Source organism: Aeromonas sp. R3-1, assembly GCF_040908345.1.
Lineage (GTDB): Bacteria > Pseudomonadota > Gammaproteobacteria > Enterobacterales > Aeromonadaceae > Aeromonas > Aeromonas veronii.
Window position 1 is genome coordinate 23,072 of the sequence record NZ_JBFODN010000193.1, and the last position, 18,696, is coordinate 41,767.

The 18,696-nt window shown below is 58.3% G+C and carries 19 protein-coding genes; 13 read left to right on the forward strand and 6 right to left on the reverse strand.

What is annotated here, in order from left to right:
- Nucleotides 1-261: 261 nt before the first annotated feature.
- Nucleotides 262-1,512, forward strand: a complete 1,251-nt coding sequence (locus AB5Y85_RS11985; RefSeq protein ID WP_257687320.1) for a valine--pyruvate transaminase — start codon at nt 262-264, stop codon at nt 1,510-1,512.
- A 75-nt stretch (nt 1,513-1,587) separates the two neighbouring features.
- Here AB5Y85_RS11985 and AB5Y85_RS11990 read toward each other — a convergent pair whose 3' ends face one another.
- Nucleotides 1,588-2,028, reverse strand: coding sequence for an Hsp20 family protein (locus tag AB5Y85_RS11990; RefSeq protein WP_005339297.1), 441 nt, complete (start codon nt 2,026-2,028; stop codon nt 1,588-1,590).
- Between the two features lie 92 nt (nt 2,029-2,120).
- On the reverse strand, nt 2,121-2,534 hold the full coding sequence (locus tag AB5Y85_RS11995; RefSeq protein ID WP_005339298.1) for an Hsp20 family protein: 414 nt from the start codon (nt 2,532-2,534) through the stop codon (nt 2,121-2,123).
- 280 nt (nt 2,535-2,814) lie between these two features.
- Between AB5Y85_RS11995 and AB5Y85_RS12000 the strand changes: the two genes are divergently transcribed.
- From AB5Y85_RS12000 to AB5Y85_RS12015, 4 genes are all read left to right on the forward strand, one after another.
- Nucleotides 2,815-3,585 (forward strand): MBL fold metallo-hydrolase, encoded by a 771-nt coding sequence (locus AB5Y85_RS12000; protein ID WP_257687321.1) that lies wholly within the window; start codon nt 2,815-2,817, stop codon nt 3,583-3,585.
- Nucleotides 3,586-3,676: 91 nt separating this feature from the next.
- The gene (locus AB5Y85_RS12005) at nt 3,677-4,636 is read left to right on the forward strand and encodes a helix-turn-helix domain-containing protein (RefSeq protein WP_257687322.1); all 960 of its coding nucleotides are present in this window, start codon (nt 3,677-3,679) and stop codon (nt 4,634-4,636) included.
- Between the two features lie 65 nt (nt 4,637-4,701).
- Nucleotides 4,702-5,406 carry a YafY family protein gene (locus tag AB5Y85_RS12010; protein ID WP_127007981.1) on the forward strand — a complete coding sequence of 235 codons (705 nt, stop codon included), beginning with the start codon at nt 4,702-4,704 and terminating at the stop codon, nt 5,404-5,406.
- A gap of 66 nt (nt 5,407-5,472) precedes the next feature.
- Nucleotides 5,473-5,850, forward strand: coding sequence for a VOC family protein (locus AB5Y85_RS12015; RefSeq protein ID WP_257687323.1), 378 nt, complete (start codon nt 5,473-5,475; stop codon nt 5,848-5,850).
- A 119-nt stretch (nt 5,851-5,969) separates the two neighbouring features.
- On the opposite strand, the gene gyrB is transcribed toward AB5Y85_RS12015, so the two are convergent.
- The 4 genes from gyrB to dnaA form a co-directional block, all read right to left on the reverse strand.
- The gene (gene gyrB / locus AB5Y85_RS12020) at nt 5,970-8,381 is read right to left on the reverse strand and encodes a DNA topoisomerase (ATP-hydrolyzing) subunit B (RefSeq protein ID WP_005357188.1); all 2,412 of its coding nucleotides are present in this window, start codon (nt 8,379-8,381) and stop codon (nt 5,970-5,972) included.
- On the reverse strand, nt 8,378-9,481 hold the full coding sequence (gene recF, locus AB5Y85_RS12025) for a DNA replication/repair protein RecF (RefSeq protein ID WP_257687324.1): 1,104 nt from the start codon (nt 9,479-9,481) through the stop codon (nt 8,378-8,380). Before recF ends, gyrB begins: the two co-directional genes overlap by 4 nt.
- 2 nt (nt 9,482-9,483) lie before the next feature.
- Nucleotides 9,484-10,587, reverse strand: a complete 1,104-nt coding sequence (dnaN, locus tag AB5Y85_RS12030) for a DNA polymerase III subunit beta (protein WP_005339306.1) — start codon at nt 10,585-10,587, stop codon at nt 9,484-9,486.
- Between the two features lie 83 nt (nt 10,588-10,670).
- Nucleotides 10,671-12,041, reverse strand: coding sequence for a chromosomal replication initiator protein DnaA (gene dnaA, locus AB5Y85_RS12035; RefSeq protein WP_005339307.1), 1,371 nt, complete (start codon nt 12,039-12,041; stop codon nt 10,671-10,673).
- A gap of 311 nt (nt 12,042-12,352) precedes the next feature.
- On the opposite strand from dnaA, the gene AB5Y85_RS12040 reads away from it, so the two are divergent.
- From AB5Y85_RS12040 to mnmE, 8 genes are all read left to right on the forward strand, one after another.
- A complete protein-coding gene (locus tag AB5Y85_RS12040; protein WP_005339308.1) occupies nt 12,353-13,111 on the forward strand; it encodes an amino acid ABC transporter substrate-binding protein in 759 nt (252 codons plus the stop codon).
- The gene (locus AB5Y85_RS12045; protein ID WP_013724235.1) at nt 13,112-13,780 is read left to right on the forward strand and encodes an amino acid ABC transporter permease; all 669 of its coding nucleotides are present in this window, start codon (nt 13,112-13,114) and stop codon (nt 13,778-13,780) included.
- A 12-nt stretch (nt 13,781-13,792) separates the two neighbouring features.
- Nucleotides 13,793-14,527 carry an amino acid ABC transporter ATP-binding protein gene (locus tag AB5Y85_RS12050; RefSeq protein WP_005339311.1) on the forward strand — a complete coding sequence of 245 codons (735 nt, stop codon included), beginning with the start codon at nt 13,793-13,795 and terminating at the stop codon, nt 14,525-14,527.
- A gap of 270 nt (nt 14,528-14,797) precedes the next feature.
- Nucleotides 14,798-14,932 (forward strand): 50S ribosomal protein L34, encoded by a 135-nt coding sequence (gene rpmH, locus AB5Y85_RS12055; protein ID WP_005307156.1) that lies wholly within the window; start codon nt 14,798-14,800, stop codon nt 14,930-14,932.
- Entirely contained in the window at nt 14,932-15,291 is a 360-nt protein-coding gene (gene rnpA / locus AB5Y85_RS12060) for a ribonuclease P protein component (RefSeq protein WP_005339313.1), read from the forward strand. Before rpmH ends, rnpA begins: the two co-directional genes overlap by 1 nt.
- Entirely contained in the window at nt 15,258-15,506 is a 249-nt protein-coding gene (gene yidD, locus AB5Y85_RS12065) for a membrane protein insertion efficiency factor YidD (protein ID WP_010672280.1), read from the forward strand. Before rnpA ends, yidD begins: the two co-directional genes overlap by 34 nt.
- Nucleotides 15,507-15,511: 5 nt before the next feature.
- Entirely contained in the window at nt 15,512-17,158 is a 1,647-nt protein-coding gene (gene yidC / locus AB5Y85_RS12070) for a membrane protein insertase YidC (RefSeq protein WP_005355794.1), read from the forward strand.
- 98 nt (nt 17,159-17,256) lie between these two features.
- A complete protein-coding gene (mnmE, locus tag AB5Y85_RS12075) occupies nt 17,257-18,618 on the forward strand; it encodes a tRNA uridine-5-carboxymethylaminomethyl(34) synthesis GTPase MnmE (RefSeq protein ID WP_042063286.1) in 1,362 nt (453 codons plus the stop codon).
- Nucleotides 18,619-18,696 lie beyond the last annotated feature (78 nt).

Here is an 18,696-nt window from a genome sequence, read left to right on the forward strand (position 1 = left end):
ATAGCTATTCCAATAGTTGTGCCAATCCTCACACAATTCATAACATGATGATTTTGTTTAAATTAACTATATCTCGATACCAAATTGAGTCGCAAAATGCATCCCGCTAGGTCATTTTTAAACCAACAGTTGGTGCTTTTAACCACGCTTGATTTTTGCACCATGTTCCACGTGGAACGTCCCATCTTTTTGATCGACACCCGCTTTTAAACTGAGCTATGGTGCAACATCCCCGTAACTCAAATCTGGATCTGTCACTGAATGGAATTTTCCTTGTTCGGCGAGAAGTTCACTCGCCACGCCGGTATTACCCAACTCATGGATGACCTCAATCAGGGGCTGACCAATCCGGACGCCATCATGCTGGGTGGCGGCAATCCGGCCCCCATCCCCGCCATGCTGGAATGCTTTCAAGCCGAGGCCAAGAGCCTGCTCGACAACGGCGAGCTGGTCAAAGCGATGGCCAACTACGACGGCCCGCAAGGCAAAGACAGGTTCACCAAAGCGCTGGCTGCCCTGCTCAGCAAGGAGCTGGGATGGGATATCTCGGCCCGCAATATCGCCCTGACCAACGGCAGTCAGAATGCCTTCTTCTACCTGTTCAACCTGCTGGCCGGCGAATTTGCCGATGGCCGCAAGAAGAAGGTGCTGTTCCCACTCGCCCCCGAGTACATCGGCTATGCCGACTCGGCGCTGGCCGACGACTACTTCGTGGCCTACAAGCCCACCATCGAGAAGCTGCCCGATGGCCAGTTCAAGTACCATGTGGATTTCGAGAGCCTGCAGGTGGGTGACGATATCGGGGTGATCTGTGTCTCCCGCCCCACCAATCCCACCGGCAATGTGCTGACCGACGAAGAGATCGAACATCTCGATCAGATCGCCCGCGATAAGGGGATTCCGCTGCTGATCGACAACGCCTACGGCGTCCCCTTCCCGGGCATCATCTTCAGCGAAGCCAAGCCGTTCTGGAACACCAATACCATCCTCTGCATGAGCCTCTCCAAGCTGGGCCTGCCAGGCACCCGTTGCGGCATCGTCATCGCCGACGAGAAGATCATTCAGGCCATCACCAACCTGAGCGGCATCATCAATCTGGCGCCGGGCAGTCTGGGGCCTGCCATCACCATCCCGATGATTGAGAGCGGCGAGATCATCACCCTCAGCGAACAGGTGGTGAAACCCTTCTATCAGCAAAAGGCAGAGCTGGCGGTGCAGCTGCTGCGCGAAGCGATCCCCGACCCGCGCTTCCACATTCATAAACCGGAAGGCGCCCTCTTCCTCTGGCTCTGGTTTGAAGGCTTGCCGATCCACTGTCAGGAGCTCTATGAGCGACTGAAGGCGAAGAACCTGCTGATCGTGCCGGGTCACTACTTCTTCCCGGGCATCGATGACCCCGAGTGGCGCCACAGCCAAGAGTGCATCCGCCTCAACTACTCCCAGAGCGAGGAGCTGGTGCGCCGTGGCATCGCCATTCTGGCAGACGAAATCAATGCCCTCTACGCCGGCTAAGTCAGTCCGGCCACCAGCCAAAAACAGAAAGGCCTGCAGATGCAGGCCTTTGTTGTTTATCGCGATCCGATTTGCTTAACCGGGCAGCGCCAGCTGCTCGGGTTTACCGATGGGGATGGCGCGGGGCTTGAGCGCCTCCGGCAATTCGCGCGCCAGATCGATGGTCAGCAGACCATGCTCCAGCTTGGCGCCCTGCACTTCCACGTGCTGGCTCAGCTTGAAGGCGAGCTCGAAGTCGCGCTCGGCAATCCCCTGATGGAGGAACTGACGCTCACCAGCCGCAGCCCCTTTGCGCCCCTTCACCTTGAGGGTGCCGTTTTCGGTCTCCAGCTCCAGCTCTTCGCGCTCGAAGCCAGCCACGGCGACCGTGATGCGATAGCCATCCTGATCGCGCTTTTCAATGTTGTACGGGGGGTAAGCGGCGGTCTTCTGCTCGAACAGACCTTCCAGCTCACGGGCCATCCGCTCGAAGCCGACGGCGTTGGAATAGAGATGAGAAAAATCGAGGTTACGCATAATCCTATCCTTCTAATAAGCAACAGGTTCAACTCTCCACAGGCCCGTCATCGGCACCCGGGAAATTTTAAAATTTCAGTGAGTTCAGGCTATCAGCCGTTGATCTCGATCTTGCGCGGCTTCATCGCCTCGGGCACTTCACGCACCAGCTCGATGTGCAGCAAGCCGTTTTTCAGGTCGGCCCCTTTCACCCGCACATAGTCGGCCAGCTGGAAGCGGCGCTCGAAACCACGTTCGGCGATCCCCTGATAGAGATAGTTGCGCCCAGTGTCGGCCTGCTTGTTGCCCTTCACCGTCAGCAGATTTTCCTGGAAGCTCAGCTCCAGCTCTTCCTGGGTAAAGCCCGCCACCGCCATGCTGATGCGGTAGTCGTTGTCACCCAGCTGCTCGATGTTGTAGGGGGGATAACCGGCATTGCCATTGCTGGCCGCAGATTCGATGAGATTGGCCAGACGATCGAAACCGATGGCAGAACGATAGAGCGGAGAAAAGTCGATAGAACGCATAGTATTACCCTCTTGTGAGCGATAACGGATTGTTTGCCCTCCTAATGGACTGGCGCCTGGTCGAAACCTCTGTCGAGCGTTCCGGCCTTGTTACCTATATAGGGGCTCACTTTTTCCTTTCAAGGGGATTTTTTCAAATTTTTTAAATGGCCGCGCCGACCTGTAGAACATCAACCCGTTGGCCCGATAGTGATGATAATCGACCCGTGGGCCACTGATGGCAACTCGCTTAGCGCCCCATAATTGGTTGCATATCCACCAGCCAACATGGAGCCATCCCATGAAGATTACCCAGGTTCGCAACGCTACCTTGCTGCTCGACTATGCCGGCACCCGCTTTCTGATCGACCCCATGCTCTCGGCCAAGGGGGCCTTCCCCGGCTTTGAGGGCACCGCCAACAGCCAGCTGCGCAATCCGCTGGTCGAGCTGCCGCGGCCGATCAATGAGCTGGTCGATGTGGACGCCGTTATCGTCACCCACGACCATCCCGACCACTGGGACGATGCCGCCAGAGCCCTGATCCCCAAACATCTGCCGCTCTTGGTACAACATCAGAAAGATGCTGATGCCATTCGTGCCAGTGGCTTTGAGGATGTGCGGCTGCTGAGCGACCAGCCCGAGTTTGCCGGCATTCGCCTGCAGCAGACCGGTGGCCAGCACGGCAGCGACCCGTTGATGGCGGTACTGGGCGAGCGCATGGGAGAAGTATGCGGCGTGGTCTTCTCCCATCCCGATGAACAGAGCCTCTATCTGGCCGGTGATACCATATGGCATCCCTCGGTCGAGCAAGCCCTGCAACAGCATCAGCCTGAGGTCATCATCCTCAATTGCGGCGATGCACAGGTGCCCGGACTCGGTTCCATCATCATGGGCAAGGAGGATGTCGCCGCCGTTTATCAGGCCGCACCGCAGGCCACGCTGATCGCTAGCCATATGGAGGCGGTCAACCACGCCGTGCTGTCGCGCCAGGAGCTGCGCGACTATCTGGCGGAACGGGGCATGATGGATCGGGTACGTGTGCCGGAAGATGGCGAGGCGATATCGCAGTGATCCGCAGGAGGGTCATGCCAGACATGGCCCTTCGGCTTTCACTGCCGAACGCTTATGATGAGAGGTCTGCGCGCAGAGAGGAGTCAACATAATGCCCACCCCGATCGTTGCCGTGGTGACCTTCGATCACTTCAGCCCTTTTCACTGCGCCGTCCCCTGCCTCATCTTCGGCGATATCCTGCCGGGCCAGCCGCTGTTCGAGCTCAAGATCTGCTGCGGTGATGGCAACCCTCATTCACACTCGGCGCAAGGCTTCACCATTCAGGCTCCTCATGGGCTGGAGGTGCTGGCCGAGGCGGAGATCATCGTCATCCCCTTCTGGCACGACCCGGCAGCACGGCCACCCGCAGCGCTGCTCGATGCCCTGATTGCCGCCAGAGCCAGAGGTGCCCGACTGGTCGGGCTCTGTCTCGGCACCTATGTGCTCGCCTACGCTGGGCTGCTCAATGGTCGCAAGGCATCGACCCACTGGGAGTACGAACAGGATTTCTGCCACCGCTTTCCCTGCGTGCAGCTCGATACCAACGCCCTCTATGTGGATGACGAGGGGCTGGTCACCTCGGCAGGTACTGCCGCCGGGCTGGACTGCTGCCTCTATCTGGTGCGCCAGTACCACGGCTCGGCCATCGCCAACAAGGTGGCGCGGCGGCTGGTTATCCCGCCTCACCGGGAAGGGGGGCAGGCCCAGTTTATCGAGCAGCCGGTGCCCGCCTCCACCCGCGATGTCCGGATGAACCAGTTGCTCGACCACCTGCGTGCCCATCTGGCCGACCCTCACACCCTGGACTCTCTGGCAGATCTCACCCTGATGAGTCGACGCACCTTTACCCGCCGTTTTCATCAGGCTACCGGCCTCTCGGTGGGTGAATGGCTGCTGGCGGAGCGGCTCAGGCGCAGTCAGGAACTGCTGGAGGTAAGCGGCCATTCCATCGATCGCATCGCCGAGCTGGTCGGCTTCAAGAGTGCCACCTCCCTGCGCAATCACTTCCGCGCGCGCTTTGCCATCTCCCCCAGCGAGTGGCGACGATCTTTTCGCGGTAACAATGTCTGATGACATCCTCTATACCCGCTCACTCCGCTATGGCAGGCTAATCAGAAATCCCGAGGAGTCATCCCATGTCCCGTTCCGAACGCCTGCTGGCCCTGCTCCAGCTGCTGCGCGGCCACCGTTACGCCATCACAGGCGCGGAGCTGGCCAGCCAGCTTGGCATCAGCCTGCGCACCCTCTATCGGGATATCGCCACCCTGCAGGCGCAAGGTGCCCATATCGAGGGTGAACCAGGGATCGGCTATGTGCTGCGTCCCGGCTTCATGCTGCCGCCACTGATGTTCAGTGAAGAGGAGCTGGATGCACTGGTGCTTGGTTCGCGTTGGGTAGTCGCCCACGGTGACGGAGCCTTGAGTGCATCGGCCAGCAGTGCGCTGGCCAAGATAGAAGCCGTGCTGCCCGCCGACTATCGCCAGCAGCTCCAGAGCAATGCCCTGCTGATCGGCACCTCCCGCAGCGACAGCCTCACCGATGAAGCCCCCCTGCGCAGTGCCATCCGCCAGCAACGTAAGGTGACCCTGATCTATCGGGATCTCAAGGATGAGGCCTCTGAGCGCACCGTCTGGCCCTTTGCTCTAGGCTACTTCGAACAGGTACGGGTACTGGTGGCCTGGTGCGAACTGCGTCAGGGCTTTCGCCACTTTCGGGTCGATCGCATCACCCGGATGCAGCCACAAGATTGCCGCTATCCAAAAAGCAGAGAGAGCCTGCTGAAGGAGTGGCGCGCCACCCAGCAGATCCCACAGCCTAAATTCATTGCTGACAGAAACTGACAGCAGGTAGCGCCATGCTGACGGGGTCGGCGCCGATGCGCCATCTCATCAGCAAGGAGCATCACCATGTTAGTCCCCCAGTTCACCATCCTCTACGTTGCCAACCCGACCCGCAGCGCGCTCTTCTACCGAGAGCTGTTCGGTCGCCAGCCGGTGGAGGAGTCACCTACCTTTGCCATGTTCGTATTCGAGTCAGGCGCCAGACTGGCGCTCTGGTCCAGTACCACCGTCGAGCCAGCCGTTACCCAAAGTGCTGGCGCCATGGAACTGGCCTTCTCGCTGCCTGATGAAACCAGTGTCGATTCTGGCTTGTCAGAGTGGCAAGCTCGTGGCCTGACCATCCTCCAGCAACCAACCCGGATGGAGTTTGGCTATACCGGCATGGCTGTTGATCCCGATGGCCATCGCCTGCGACTCTACTGCCTGGCACCAGAACTGAGCTGAGTTATAACCATCAACACCAAGCAGTTTCATGTTTCACGTGGAACGTGCCATTTCCCCGCCCCTGAAAATAAAAAAAAGCCGCTCACAAGGAGCGGCTTTTTGCTGTCTGACTGCGCCGATTAGACGTCGAGGTTGGCCACGCGCAGGGCGTTGGTCTCGATAAAGTCACGACGGGGCTCAACGGCATCACCCATCAAGGTGGAGAAGAGCTGGTCAGCGCCGACGGCGTCGTCGATGGTGACGCGCAGCATGCGGCGGGCTTCCGGATCCATGGTGGTTTCCCACAGCTGGTCCGGGTTCATCTCACCCAGCCCTTTATAGCGCTGGATGTAGATGCCGCGCTTGCCTTCGCCCATCAGCCACTCGACGGCTTCCACGAAGTTGGCAACCGGTTTGACCTTCTCGCCACGCTTGATGAAACCACCTTCCTCGATCAGGTTGGCGATCTCCTTGCCCAGCGAAACCAACTGACGGTACTCACCGGACTGCAGGAAGTCGTAGCTGAGCGGATATTCGCGGTCAACACCGTGCTGACGTACCACGGCGTGCGGCACGTACAGGCTGCGCTCTTCATCACGACGAACCTGGATCTGGTACTGGATACCGTGGTTGCTCTCGTTGAGCACGGCTTCCATCCCCTGACACCAGGCCAGCAGATCGCTCTCGCTGTTCAGCAGCGCTTCGTTCAACTCCGGCTGATAGATCAGCTGGGTCAGCACAGCTTCCGGCGCACGACGAGACATGCGGGTGATCAGGTGAGTCACCGAGCGGTGCTGGTTGACCAGGCGCTCCAGTGCCTCGCCACCGATGGCCGGGGCAGACTCGTTAACGTGCAGGGTAGCACCATCCAGCGCCATGGCGGTCTGGTACTGCAGCAGCGCATCTTCGTCTTTCAGATACTGCTCCTGCTTGCCCTTCTTCACTTTATAGAGCGGCGGCTGAGCGATGTAGACGTAGCCACGTTCGATGATTTCCGGCATCTGACGATAGAAGAAGGTCAGCAGCAGGGTTCGGATGTGCGCACCATCGACGTCCGCATCGGTCATGATGATGATGTTGTGATAACGCAGCTTGTCCGGGTTGTACTCGTCGCGACCGATACCGCAACCCAGTGCGGTGATCAGGGTACCCACCTCTTGCGAGGAGATCATCTTGTCGAAACGGGCCTTCTCTACGTTCAGGATCTTGCCCTTGAGCGGCAGGATGGCCTGGTTCTTACGGTTGCGACCCTGCTTGGCGGAACCGCCAGCAGAGTCCCCTTCCACTATGTAGAGTTCGGAAAGAGCCGGGTCTTTTTCCTGACAGTCAGCCAGCTTGCCGGGCAGACCGGCGATATCCAGCGCGCCTTTGCGGCGGGTCAGTTCGCGGGCTTTGCGGGCCGCTTCGCGGGCACGGGCCGCATCGATGATCTTGTTGACCACGATCTTGGCATCGCCCGGGTTTTCCAGCAGGAAGTCAGCCAGCTTCTCACCCATCGCCTGTTCAACGGCGGTCTTCACTTCGGAAGAGACCAGCTTGTCTTTGGTCTGGGATGAGAACTTGGGATCCGGCACCTTGACGGAGATAACGGCAATCAGACCTTCACGCACGTCATCACCGCTGGCGGCAGATTTGGCCTTCTTGCTGTAGTCCTCTTTGTCCATATAGGAGTTCAGAGTACGGGTCAGCGCGGTACGGAAGCCAACGAGGTGAGTACCACCATCCCGCTGCGGGATGTTGTTGGTGAAGCAGTAGACCCCTTCCTGATAGGCGTCGTTCCACTGCATCGCCACTTCAACGCCGATACCATCCTGCTCGGTGGTGAAATGGAACACCTTCGGGTGGATCGGGGTCTTGTTCTGGTTCAGGTATTCAACGAACGCCTTGATGCCACCCTCGTAGCAGAAATGCGCCTCGCGGCCATCACGCTCGTCTTGCAGACGGATGGAGACACCGGAGTTGAGGAAGGAGAGCTCGCGCAGGCGCTTGGCCAGGATCTCGTAGTGGAACAGGGTATCGCTGAAAATGGCCGGGCTCGGCCAGAAGCGAACTTCGGTACCGGTGCCGGTGCTGTCGCCAATCTGCTTGAGCGGCGCCTGTGGCTCACCCAGATGATAGGTCTGCTCGTAGACGTGACCGTTACGACGAATGGTCAGCAACAGCTTGTCAGAGAGGGCGTTAACTACCGAGACACCCACACCGTGCAGGCCGCCGGATACCTTGTAGGAGTTGTCATCGAACTTACCGCCAGCGTGCAGCACGGTCATGATGACCTCTGCGGCGGAGCGGCCCTCCTCCTCGTGCATGTCTACCGGGATACCCCGGCCATTGTCACGCACAGAGACAGAACCGTCGGAATGGATCTTGACCAGAATATCGGAGCAGTAGCCAGCGAGCGCCTCGTCAATGGAGTTATCGACGACCTCGAACACCATGTGGTGCAGACCCGAGCCATCATCCGTATCGCCGATATACATCCCCGGGCGCTTGCGGACCGCATCCAGGCCCTTCAGCACCTTGATATTCGAGGAGTCGTAAGTATTTTCACTCATAGCTTACTCTCTGCCTTCTCTAACGTTTCGGAGATTTTACCTTGTTCCACGTGGAACAACTTGCAGTCATTCGCATCCATCATGTCTGCGAGCTGACCGGTGTCGATGGCGGTGATAAACACCTGGGACGCGCACTGCTTCAGCCTTGCGGCCAGCAAGCGGCGCTTGTCGACATCCAGTTCAGAGGCAAAATCGTCAATTAAAAAAATACAGCCACGGCTGCTATGTTGATTCAAATAGAGCCCTTGGGCCAGTCGCATGGCGCAGACCAGCAACTTCAGCTGACCCCGGGACAAAATATCCTGAGCGGGTACCCCGTTCGCCTTGAGGCGCACATCGGCTTTCTGTGGACCGACACCGGTATAGCCCAGCGCCCGATCCCGCTCAAACCCCGCCTCCAGCAGATCGCCGAGGGGAGTATCTTTCTCCCAGCCCCGGTAAAAGCCGAGACTGATATCGAATTCCGGCAGAAAATCCGCCGTCATCTCCTTGATCAGAGGCGTAATGGCCTGACAATAACTGGCGCGAAACTCGGCCAGATCACCCCCCAGCCGCACCAACTCCTGATCCCAAAACGCCAGCTGGCGGTACTGGGTGCTCTGACGCAGCAGCGCATTGCGCTGTTTCAGCAGCCGCCGCACTCGCCCCCAGAGGGCAAAGAAGGTCGGCTCCTGATGGAAAACGCCCCAATCGAGCCAGGCCCGGCGAGCCTGAGGCCCGCCCGTCAGCAGGTTGAAGCCATCGGGATGGATCAACTGCACCGGCAACAGCTCCGCCAAATCGGCCAGCCGCTGGGCCTGCGCCCCGGCAATCTTGAGCTGGGTCTCGCCACTCTTGTCTTTGGCAAGACCGATCGGTACCTGACGCCCCTCCAGCTCGCACTGGGCAAACAGGGTAAATGCCCTCTCCCCCTGGCGGATAACCCGCCCGGTCAAATGAGTGCGAAAGGAGCGCCCCAGACCAAGGTAGTGAATGGCTTCCAGCACGCTGGTCTTGCCGCTGCCATTGCACCCGACCAGAATGTTGAGGCCGGGCGACAGCTTGAGACTGGCTTGCTGGATATTGCGAAAGTCGCTGAGCTGGAGTTTGACCAGGGACACGACTAGATCCGCATCGGCATCACCACGTACTGAGCATCCTGATGTTCAAAATCCTCAATAATGGCACTGCTGATGGAATCGCTCAGGCTAATCCGAATTTGGTCACATTTTAACGTATTCAGCACGTCGAGCACATAAGAGACGTTAAAGCCGATCTCCATCTCGCCAGCGGCATATTGTACGTCAAGCAGCTCTTCGGCTTCTTCCTGTTCCGGGTTGTTGGCGGTGATGCGCAGCAGGTTTTCCTGCAGATTGAGACGCACCCCACGGAATTTCTCGTTGGAGAGGATGGCGGCACGGGCAAACGCCTGACGCAGATCCTCACGACCGGCGATCAGGGCCTTGTCGCTGTTGCGCGGAATGACGCGGCGCCAATCCGGGAAGCGGCCATCCACCAGCTTGGAGGTGAAGATGAAGCCGTCGAGGGCTGCACGCAGATTGCTGCGACCGATCTGCAGCCGCACCGGCTTGTCTTCCGCCTCCAGCAGACGCACCAGCTCCAGTACCCCTTTGCGCGGCAGGATAACCTGATGATCGGGCAGCGATTCCCCTACTACCTCGCGGCGGCAGGTGGCCAGACGGTGACCATCGGTCGCCACGGTGCGCAGACCGTGACCTTCGCTCTCGAACAGCATGCCATTCAGGTAGTAACGCACGTCCTGGCTGGCCATGGAGAACTGGGTCGCATCGATCAGCTTCTTCAGCTCCAGCTGGCTGATATCGAACTCGAGCACGGATTCCCAATCCTCGATGTTCGGATACTCGGTCGCTGGCAGGGTCGAGAGGTTGAAGCGGGAACGACCGGAGCGGATGATCAGGCGCTCCCCTTCGGTATTGAGACGGATCTCGGCGCCTTCCGGCAGACCACGGCAGATATCCAGCAGCTTGCGCGCCGGTACTGTGGTGCGGCCATCTTCGCTGGCCCCGTTCAGATAGACCTGACCGATCATCTCTACTTCGAGATCGGTACCGGTCAGTGACAGCAGACCGTTGCTGACATCAAGCAGCACGTTGCCGAGGATCGGCAGGGTCGGTCGGCCGCCGAGGGCGCCGGACACCAGTTGCAGAGGACGTAACAGGGCCTCACGGCTAATTTCGAGCTGCATCTGTGCTCTCCGTTGTGATTAGGAGGAAAAGATTCGGATCAGGTTGGAATATTCGCGCTGCATCTGTCCACTCGATTCCGTTATCAGGAAGAAAGGGTACGGATCAGGTTGGAATAGTCCTCCTTGATGTCGTGACTCTCCTCCTTCAGCTGCTCGATCTTGCGGCAGGCATGAAGAACGGTAGTGTGGTCACGGCCACCAAAGGCATCACCTATCTCCGGCAAACTGTGGTTGGTCAGCTCCTTGGCCAGTGCCATCGCCAGTTGGCGCGGACGGGCAACAGAGCGGGAACGACGCTTGGAGAGCAGATCCGCCAGCTTGATCTTGTAGTACTCCGCCACCGTCTTCTGGATATTGTCGATGGTGACCAGCTTCTCCTGCAGTGCCAACAGGTCGCGCAGCGCTTCGCGCACGAAATCGATGTTGATGGCACGGCCGGTGAAGTTGGCGTTGGCGATCACCCGGTTGAGGGCGCCTTCCAGTTCACGGACGTTGGATCGCAGACGTTTGGCAATGAAGAAGGCCACTTCGTCCGGCAGATGGATCTGGTTCTCGTCTGCCTTGCGCATCAGGATCGCGACGCGGGTCTCCAGCTCCGGCGGTTCGATCGCCACGGTCAGGCCCCAGCCGAAGCGGGACTTGAGGCGATCCTCGACACCGTTGATCTCCTTCGGATAGCGATCCGAGGTCAGGATGATCTGCTGGTTACCTTCCAGCAAGGCATTGAAGGTATGGAAGAACTCCTCCTGGGAGCGCTCCTTGTTGGCGAAGAACTGGATATCATCGATGAGCAGGGCATCGACGCTGCGGTAGTAACGCTTGAACTCTTCAATGGCGTTATTTTGCAGCGCTTTCACCATGTCCTGAACAAACCGCTCGGAGTGCATATAGATGACTTTGGCATCTTTTTTACTCTCCTTGATGGCATTGCCAACGGCGTGCAGCAGGTGGGTTTTACCCAGGCCGGTGCCGCCATAGAGGAACAGCGGGTTGTAAGCACCACCCGGATTGTCCGCTACCTGACGGGCAGCCGCACGCGCCAACTGGTTGGACTTACCCTCGACGAAATTCTCGAAGGTATAGTTCACGTTGGTGTTGCTCTTGTGGTTCGGCTCGGGCTTGGCTTCAGCCTTGCTTTCCCAGCTCTTCTGCAAGTTATTCACAGGCGCGGCACCCTGTACCGGCGCTCTGGCGACAGCAACAGGATGGGGACGATTGCCTATATCAAAACGCAGGGCGGGGCCGTCGACCCCGCAGAGTTCGTTGATGATGCCGTTAACCCGGATGAGATACTTGTCTCGTACCCAGTCCAGAACAAAGCGATTCGGTGCATACAGGGTCAGAGTATTGTCACTCAACTCCGCTTGAAGCGGCCGGATCCACATGCTGAATTCTGCCGAGGGCAACTCATCTTGCAGCCGGTTAAGGCACTGCTGCCATAGCGAAGCAGTCACTCTAAACTCCTGTCGATTGATTAACTAAAGACCGGCTATTCTACGTTTTTAGCCGCCGGATCTCCAGCCATCGCCCGGTGGATCCAGCAAATAAGATCCTTGACTTTCAAGGATCCAGCGCCTTTGGATCGGATTTCATCCCCAAAGTTACCCACAGCTTGATCCACCGTCCGGATTGGTCGATCCCGTGCTTCTCTCCTGTTATTTCATATAACCAAATGTCATTTATTTTTTAAATTTTATTCCAATAACATCAGGGTAAAGCCAGTTATTACAACTACAAATACAAGACATTGAGAGAGAGAAACACCATGAAAACATCCATCAAACTGATTTCCGGCGCAGCCATCCTGCTCGCCACCCTGTCCGGTCAGGCCATCGCCCAAGAGACCATCAAGGTCGGCATGTCTGGCAAATATTTCCCGTTCACCTTCGTCAAGCAGGACAAGCTGCAAGGCTTTGAAGTGGATATGTGGAACCAGATCGGCGAGCGCACCGGCTACAAGGTCGAATTCGTGACCGCCAGCTTCTCCGGCCTGTTCGGCATGCTGGAAACCGGCCGCATCGACACCATCTCCAACCAGATCACCATCACCGACGAGCGCAAGGCGAAGTACGACTTCTCCCAGCCTTACGTCTATGACGGCGCCCAGATCGTGGTACGCAAGGGCAACAGCACCATTCACGGTATCAAGGATCTGGAAGGCAAGAAGGTGGCCGTGAACCTGGGTTCCAACTTCGAAGAGCTGCTGCGCAAGAATGACCCGAACAAGAAGATCGATATCCGCACCTATGACTCCGCCTTCGAGCAGGATGTTGCCCTGGGTCGCATCGATGCCTTCGTGATGGACCGCGTCTCCACCGCCCAGCTGATCAAAGAGTCCAAGCTGCCGCTGCAACAGGCTGGCGCACCGTTCGAGACTATCGAGAACGCCCTGCCCTTCCTGAAGACCCCGGAGAAACAGGCGCTGCTGAAAAAGGTCGACGAGGCCCTGACCGCCATGCGCAAGGATGGCTCCCTGCGTCAGATCTCCGAGAAATGGTTCGCTTCCGACATCACCGACAAATAAATGATGGAATTTGACCTCGAATACACGCTGGGGCTGTTTCCCATCCTGCTCAAATATCTGGGCACCACGATGGAGATGGCCCTGTGGGGATTCGTGCTGGCACTCGTACTCTCGCTGGCCCTGGCGATAGTACGAGTGTTTCGCGTCCCTGCGATTCACTGGCTGGCGATGCTCTATATCTCGTTCTTTCGGGGTACACCGCTTCTCGTTCAGCTGTTCCTGCTCTACTACGGACTGCCGCAACTATTCCCGATCTTCGTGGGGATGGATGCCTTTACCGCCGCCATCGTCGGTCTGACCCTGCACTTCGCCGCCTATATGGCCGAGTCGATCCGCGCAGCCATCCTCGGCATTCACAAAAGCCAGATGGAAGCGGCGCTCAGTATCGGCATGAGCCGTTATCAGGCTATGCAGCGGATCATCCTGCCGCAGGCGGCCCGCATCGCCACCCCGTCGCTGATGAACTACTTCATCGACATGATCAAAAGCACCTCGCTGGCCTTCACGCTGGGAGTGGCCGAGATCATGGGCAAGGCGCAGATGGAAGCCTCCTCCTCCTTCAAGTTCTTCGAGAGCTTTATGGCGGTGGCGCTGATCTACTGGGTGGTGGTGATCTTCTTTACCCGCTTGCAGCATCTGCTGGAAATTCGTCTCAACCGTGCCTATTAAAGGAGGGCTATCATGATCAAGCTAACCGGCCTCTCCAAGGCATATCACGGCAATCAGGTGCTCAACGGCATCGATCTGGAGGTCAAAAAGGGGGAAATTGTCGTCATCATCGGCCCCTCCGGCACCGGAAAATCGACCCTGTTGCGCTGCCTGAACCTGCTGGAGACCCCGGATGCGGGCACCCTGGCCATCGACGATCTCGAGCTGAATCTGGCCAAGGCCAGCGAACAGCAGGCGATCGAGCTGCGCAAACGGGCCTCCTTCGTGTTCCAGAATTACGCCCTGTTTGCCAACAAGACGGCGCTCGACAACATCGCCGAAGGGCTGATCACCGTCTGGAAGCAGCCAAAAGCCGAGGCCCGTGCCACAGCGCTCGGCATCCTCAAGGACATTGGTCTCGCCGACAAGCAGGATGCCTATCCGGCCTCCCTCTCCGGCGGCCAGCAGCAGCGGGTCGGCATTGGTCGCGCCATGGCGGCCCACTCCAAGGTGATCCTGTTTGACGAGCCCACTTCGGCCCTCGATCCCGAGTGGGTCGACGAGGTTTTGGGACTGATGAAAGAGTTGGCCCGCCAGCACCAGACCATGGTGGTGGTGACCCATGAGATTGAATTTGCTCGTGATGTTGCCGATCGAGTGATCTTCATGGAAGGGGGGCGGATCGTCGAGCAGGGCCCGCCGGATCAGATATTGGTCGATCCCAAGGATCCCCGTACCCGGGAGTTCTTGCGGAAAGTCCTTAAATAGCTCTCTCTTTGGCGGCCTGGCCGCCTTTTTTATTGAGGGATCCCTTGTTTAACCCCGGGTTGCCAGTATAATCCGGAGCCCTTGATCCTCTGGATCCTCACGCTCGGCAGTGGCCTTTTCAAGACCATGGCAGGATGAGAGGGAACGGCGGATTGACTAAAAGCCGAACTCTGTTTAGAATTCGGCCTCTTTTGCTAGTCGTCACACGCTATAGCTGGCGCGTCGGCTAAGTGTGACAATCAAAACTGTACAGAAATACGGAATCGAATCATGAAACGTACTTTTCAACCGTCCAACCTGAAGCGCAAGCGCTCTCACGGTTTCCGCGCCCGCATGGCAACTGCCAACGGTCGTAAAGTTCTGGCCGCTCGTCGTGCCAAGGGTCGTGCCCGCCTGGTAGTCTAATGCCTACCCAGCACACCTTCTCTCGGGAGTTACGTCTGTTAACTCCCGAACACTTCAAACGCGTTTTCGCCGAGCCTGTCCGGGCTGCTTCCCCGCAAATTACGCTTCTCGCCTGCCCCAATTCACTCGAACACTCTCGTCTTGGTCTCGCTGTGCCTAAAAAAGCACTCAAGCGTGCCGTCTGGCGTAACCGTGTCAAACGGGTGGTCCGGGAAAGTTTCCGCCTCAAACAACATCAGCTGCCCGCTATCGACATCGTGGTGATCGCCAAGGCCGGTGTGAAAGAGATGGATAACGAGGAACTGTTCAAGTTACTGGAAAAGCTATGGCGCACTCTGTCACGCCGTTGCAATGGGTAGCTATCAAACTGATACGCCTGTATCAGCTAATCATTAGCCCTCTGCTCGGGCCGCGCTGCCGTTTTACTCCAACTTGTTCCCAATTTGCGATAGAAGCCATCCGACTTCACGGTTTCATAAAAGGCGTTTGGTTAGCTAGCAAACGTCTATTAAAATGCCATCCCTTATCCGAGGGTGGTTATGACCCGGTTCCGCAACCAAAGCGAAGAAACTGAAGACTATGGAATCACAACGCAATCTACTCCTGATCGGTTTGCTGTTCGTGAGCTTTCTGCTCTGGCAACAGTGGGAGTCCGACAAGGCTCCGAAGCCGGCCCCGACTACCGTGGCCCAAACCGAACATTTCGTACCTGAAGCCGGTCAGACCGGTGATATTCCTCAGGTTTCCGAGCAAGCCAACGCGACTGCCGCACGCAAGCTGATCACCGTCTCCTCTGACGTGCTCAAGCTGACCCTGGATACCCAGGGTGGTGACGTCGTGTCTGCTGAACTGCTGTCTCACAAACTGGAAGAGGGCAAGGACCAACCGTTCGTGCTGCTGACCAGCAAGCCTGAGCACCTCTATATCGCCCAGAGCGGTCTGGTGGGTCGCAACGGTCCGGACAGTCAGGCCGAAGGTCGTCCTACCTATGAAGCCGCCCAGACCAGCTATCAGCTGGCCGATGGTCAGGATCAAGTCGTCGTTCCGATGACCTGGACCGACAGCAAGGGCGTGGTCTTCACCAAGGAGTTCATCCTCAAGCGTGGCGACTATGCCGTTGGCGTTGATTACAAGATCGACAACAAATCTGCCGAGCCGGTTCAGGTGCAGTTCTATGGTCAGCTGAAGCAGACCGTAGCAACGCCGAAGGATCAGGAAGGTCATGCCATGGTAGCCAGCGCTTACCGTGGTGGTGCCTTCTCCACTGAAGATACCCGCTACAAGAAGTACACCTTCGACGAGATGAAGGATGCCGACCTGAACAAGACCACCAAGGGTGGTTGGGTCGCCATGCTGCAACACTACTTCGTCTCTGCCTGGGCACCAAATGCCGACGATACCAACAGCTTCTACAGCCGTGTGATCCCGGGCAAAGGCCAAGCCATCATCGGTTACAAGGCGCCGCTGGTTGACGTGGCTGCCGGCCAACAGGCTGAAGTGACCAGCAAGCTGTGGGTCGGTCCCAAGCTGCAAGACCAGATGGCCAAGGTGGCTAACCACCTCGACCTGACCGTCGACTACGGCTGGCTGTGGTTCATCGCCCAACCGCTGCACTGGCTGCTGACCGTGTTCCACGGTTTCGTCCAGAACTGGGGTCTGGCCATCATCATGCTGACCCTGCTGGTGCGCGGCATCATGTTCCCGCTGACCAAGGCCCAGTACACCTCCATGGCCAAGATGCGCATGCTGCAACCCAAGATTGCGGCCCTGCGCGAGCGCTTCGGCGACGATCGCCAGAAGATGTCTCAGGGCATGATGGAGCTGTACAAGAAGGAGAAGGTCAACCCGCTGGGTGGCTGCCTGCCGATCCTGGTTCAGATGCCGATCTTCATCGCCCTTTACTGGGCACTGATGGAGTCCGTCGAACTGCGTCACGCGCCGTTTGCCCTGTGGATCACTGACCTGTCAGTGAAGGACCCCTTCTTCGTGCTGCCAATCCTCATGGGTGCCTCCATGTGGTATCTGCAGAAGATGAGCCCGACCACCGTAACCGACCCGATGCAGCAGAAAGTGATGCAGTTCATGCCGATCATCTTCACTTTCATGTTCCTCTGGTTCCCGGCTGGCCTGACTCTCTACTGGCTGGTGAGCAACGTCATCTCCATCATCCAGCAGACCATCATCTATCGTCAGCTGGAGAAGAAAGGACTGCATTCACGCAGCTAATCTTCCCGTGATGACAAAAGAGGCGGCCTTCGGGTCGCCTTTTTTATTACAATGTCCCCACTACGTTTTCCTATCAGCGAACAAACGAGCCAAGCAAGATGACAACAGATACGATCGTGGCCCAGGCCACCGCGCCAGGCCGTGGTGGCGTCGGCATAGTCCGGGTCTCCGGCCCCGCCGCCGAACAGGTCGCCGGGATAGTGCTCGGCAAGCTCCCGCGGGTGCGCTACGCCGAATATCTGCCGTTCAGGGATGAGCAAGGCCAGGTACTGGATCAGGGCATCGCCCTGCTGTTCAAAGCCCCCAACAGCTTCACCGGCGAGGATGTGCTGGAGCTGCAGGGCCACGGCGGCCCCGTCATCATGGACATGCTGATCCGCCGCATTCTGAAAATCGATGGCATCCGCCCTGCCCGCCCCGGCGAGTTCAGCGAGCGTGCCTTCATCAACGACAAGCTGGATCTGGCCCAGGCCGAAGCTATCGCTGACCTTATCGAAGCCTCCAGCGAACAGGCCGCCCGCAGCGCCATGCACTCCCTGCAGGGGCAGTTCTCCAGCAAAATCCAGCAACTGGTGGAGAGCCTGATCCGGCTGCGCATCTATGTGGAAGCGGCCATCGACTTCCCGGACGAGGAGATCGACTTCCTCTCCGACGGCAAGGTGGCGGGCGACCTCTACGCCATCATGTCCGAGCTGGACGACGTGCGCGGGGAAGCCAAACAGGGCGCGCTGCTGCGGGAAGGGATGAAGGTGGTGATCGCCGGTCGCCCCAACGCCGGCAAATCGAGCCTGCTAAATGCCCTGGCGGGCCGCGAGTCGGCCATCGTCACCGAGATTGCCGGTACCACCCGCGATGTGCTGCGCGAACACATCCATCTCGATGGCATGCCGCTGCACATCATCGACACCGCCGGTCTGCGCGACACTCAGGACAAGGTGGAGCAGATCGGTATCGAACGTGCCTGGGCCGAGATCGAACAGGCCGACCGGGTGCTGTTTATGGTGGATGGCACCACCACGGATGCGGTTGACCCGCGAGAGATCTGGCCGGAATTTGTTGATCGGTTGCCAAAAAACATCGGCCTCACCGTCATTCGCAACAAGGCCGATCTGACCGGCGAGGATCTGGCACCGAGTCAGGAGCAGGGCCACGCCGTCTACCGCATCTCCGCCAAAACCGAGCTGGGGCTGCCCGCCCTGCGCGAGCACCTGAAAGCCTGCATGGGCTTCCAGGGCAACACCGAAGGGGGCTTTATGGCCCGCCGCCGCCATCTGGATGCGCTGGAGCGTGCTGCCGAGCGGCTGCTGGTGGCCAAAGAGCAGCTGGAAGTGTTCGTGGCCGGCGAGCTGGTAGCTGAAGAGCTGCGCCTGGCGCAGGAGTCCCTCTCCGAGATCACCGGCGAATTCAGCTCCGACGATCTGCTGGGCCGTATCTTCTCCAGCTTCTGCATAGGCAAGTAACTCTCCGCTCAGCAGACAATAAAAAGCCCGGGTTCATCCCGGGCTTTTTATTGTGCGTTTTTTGTCCACCAACCTAGA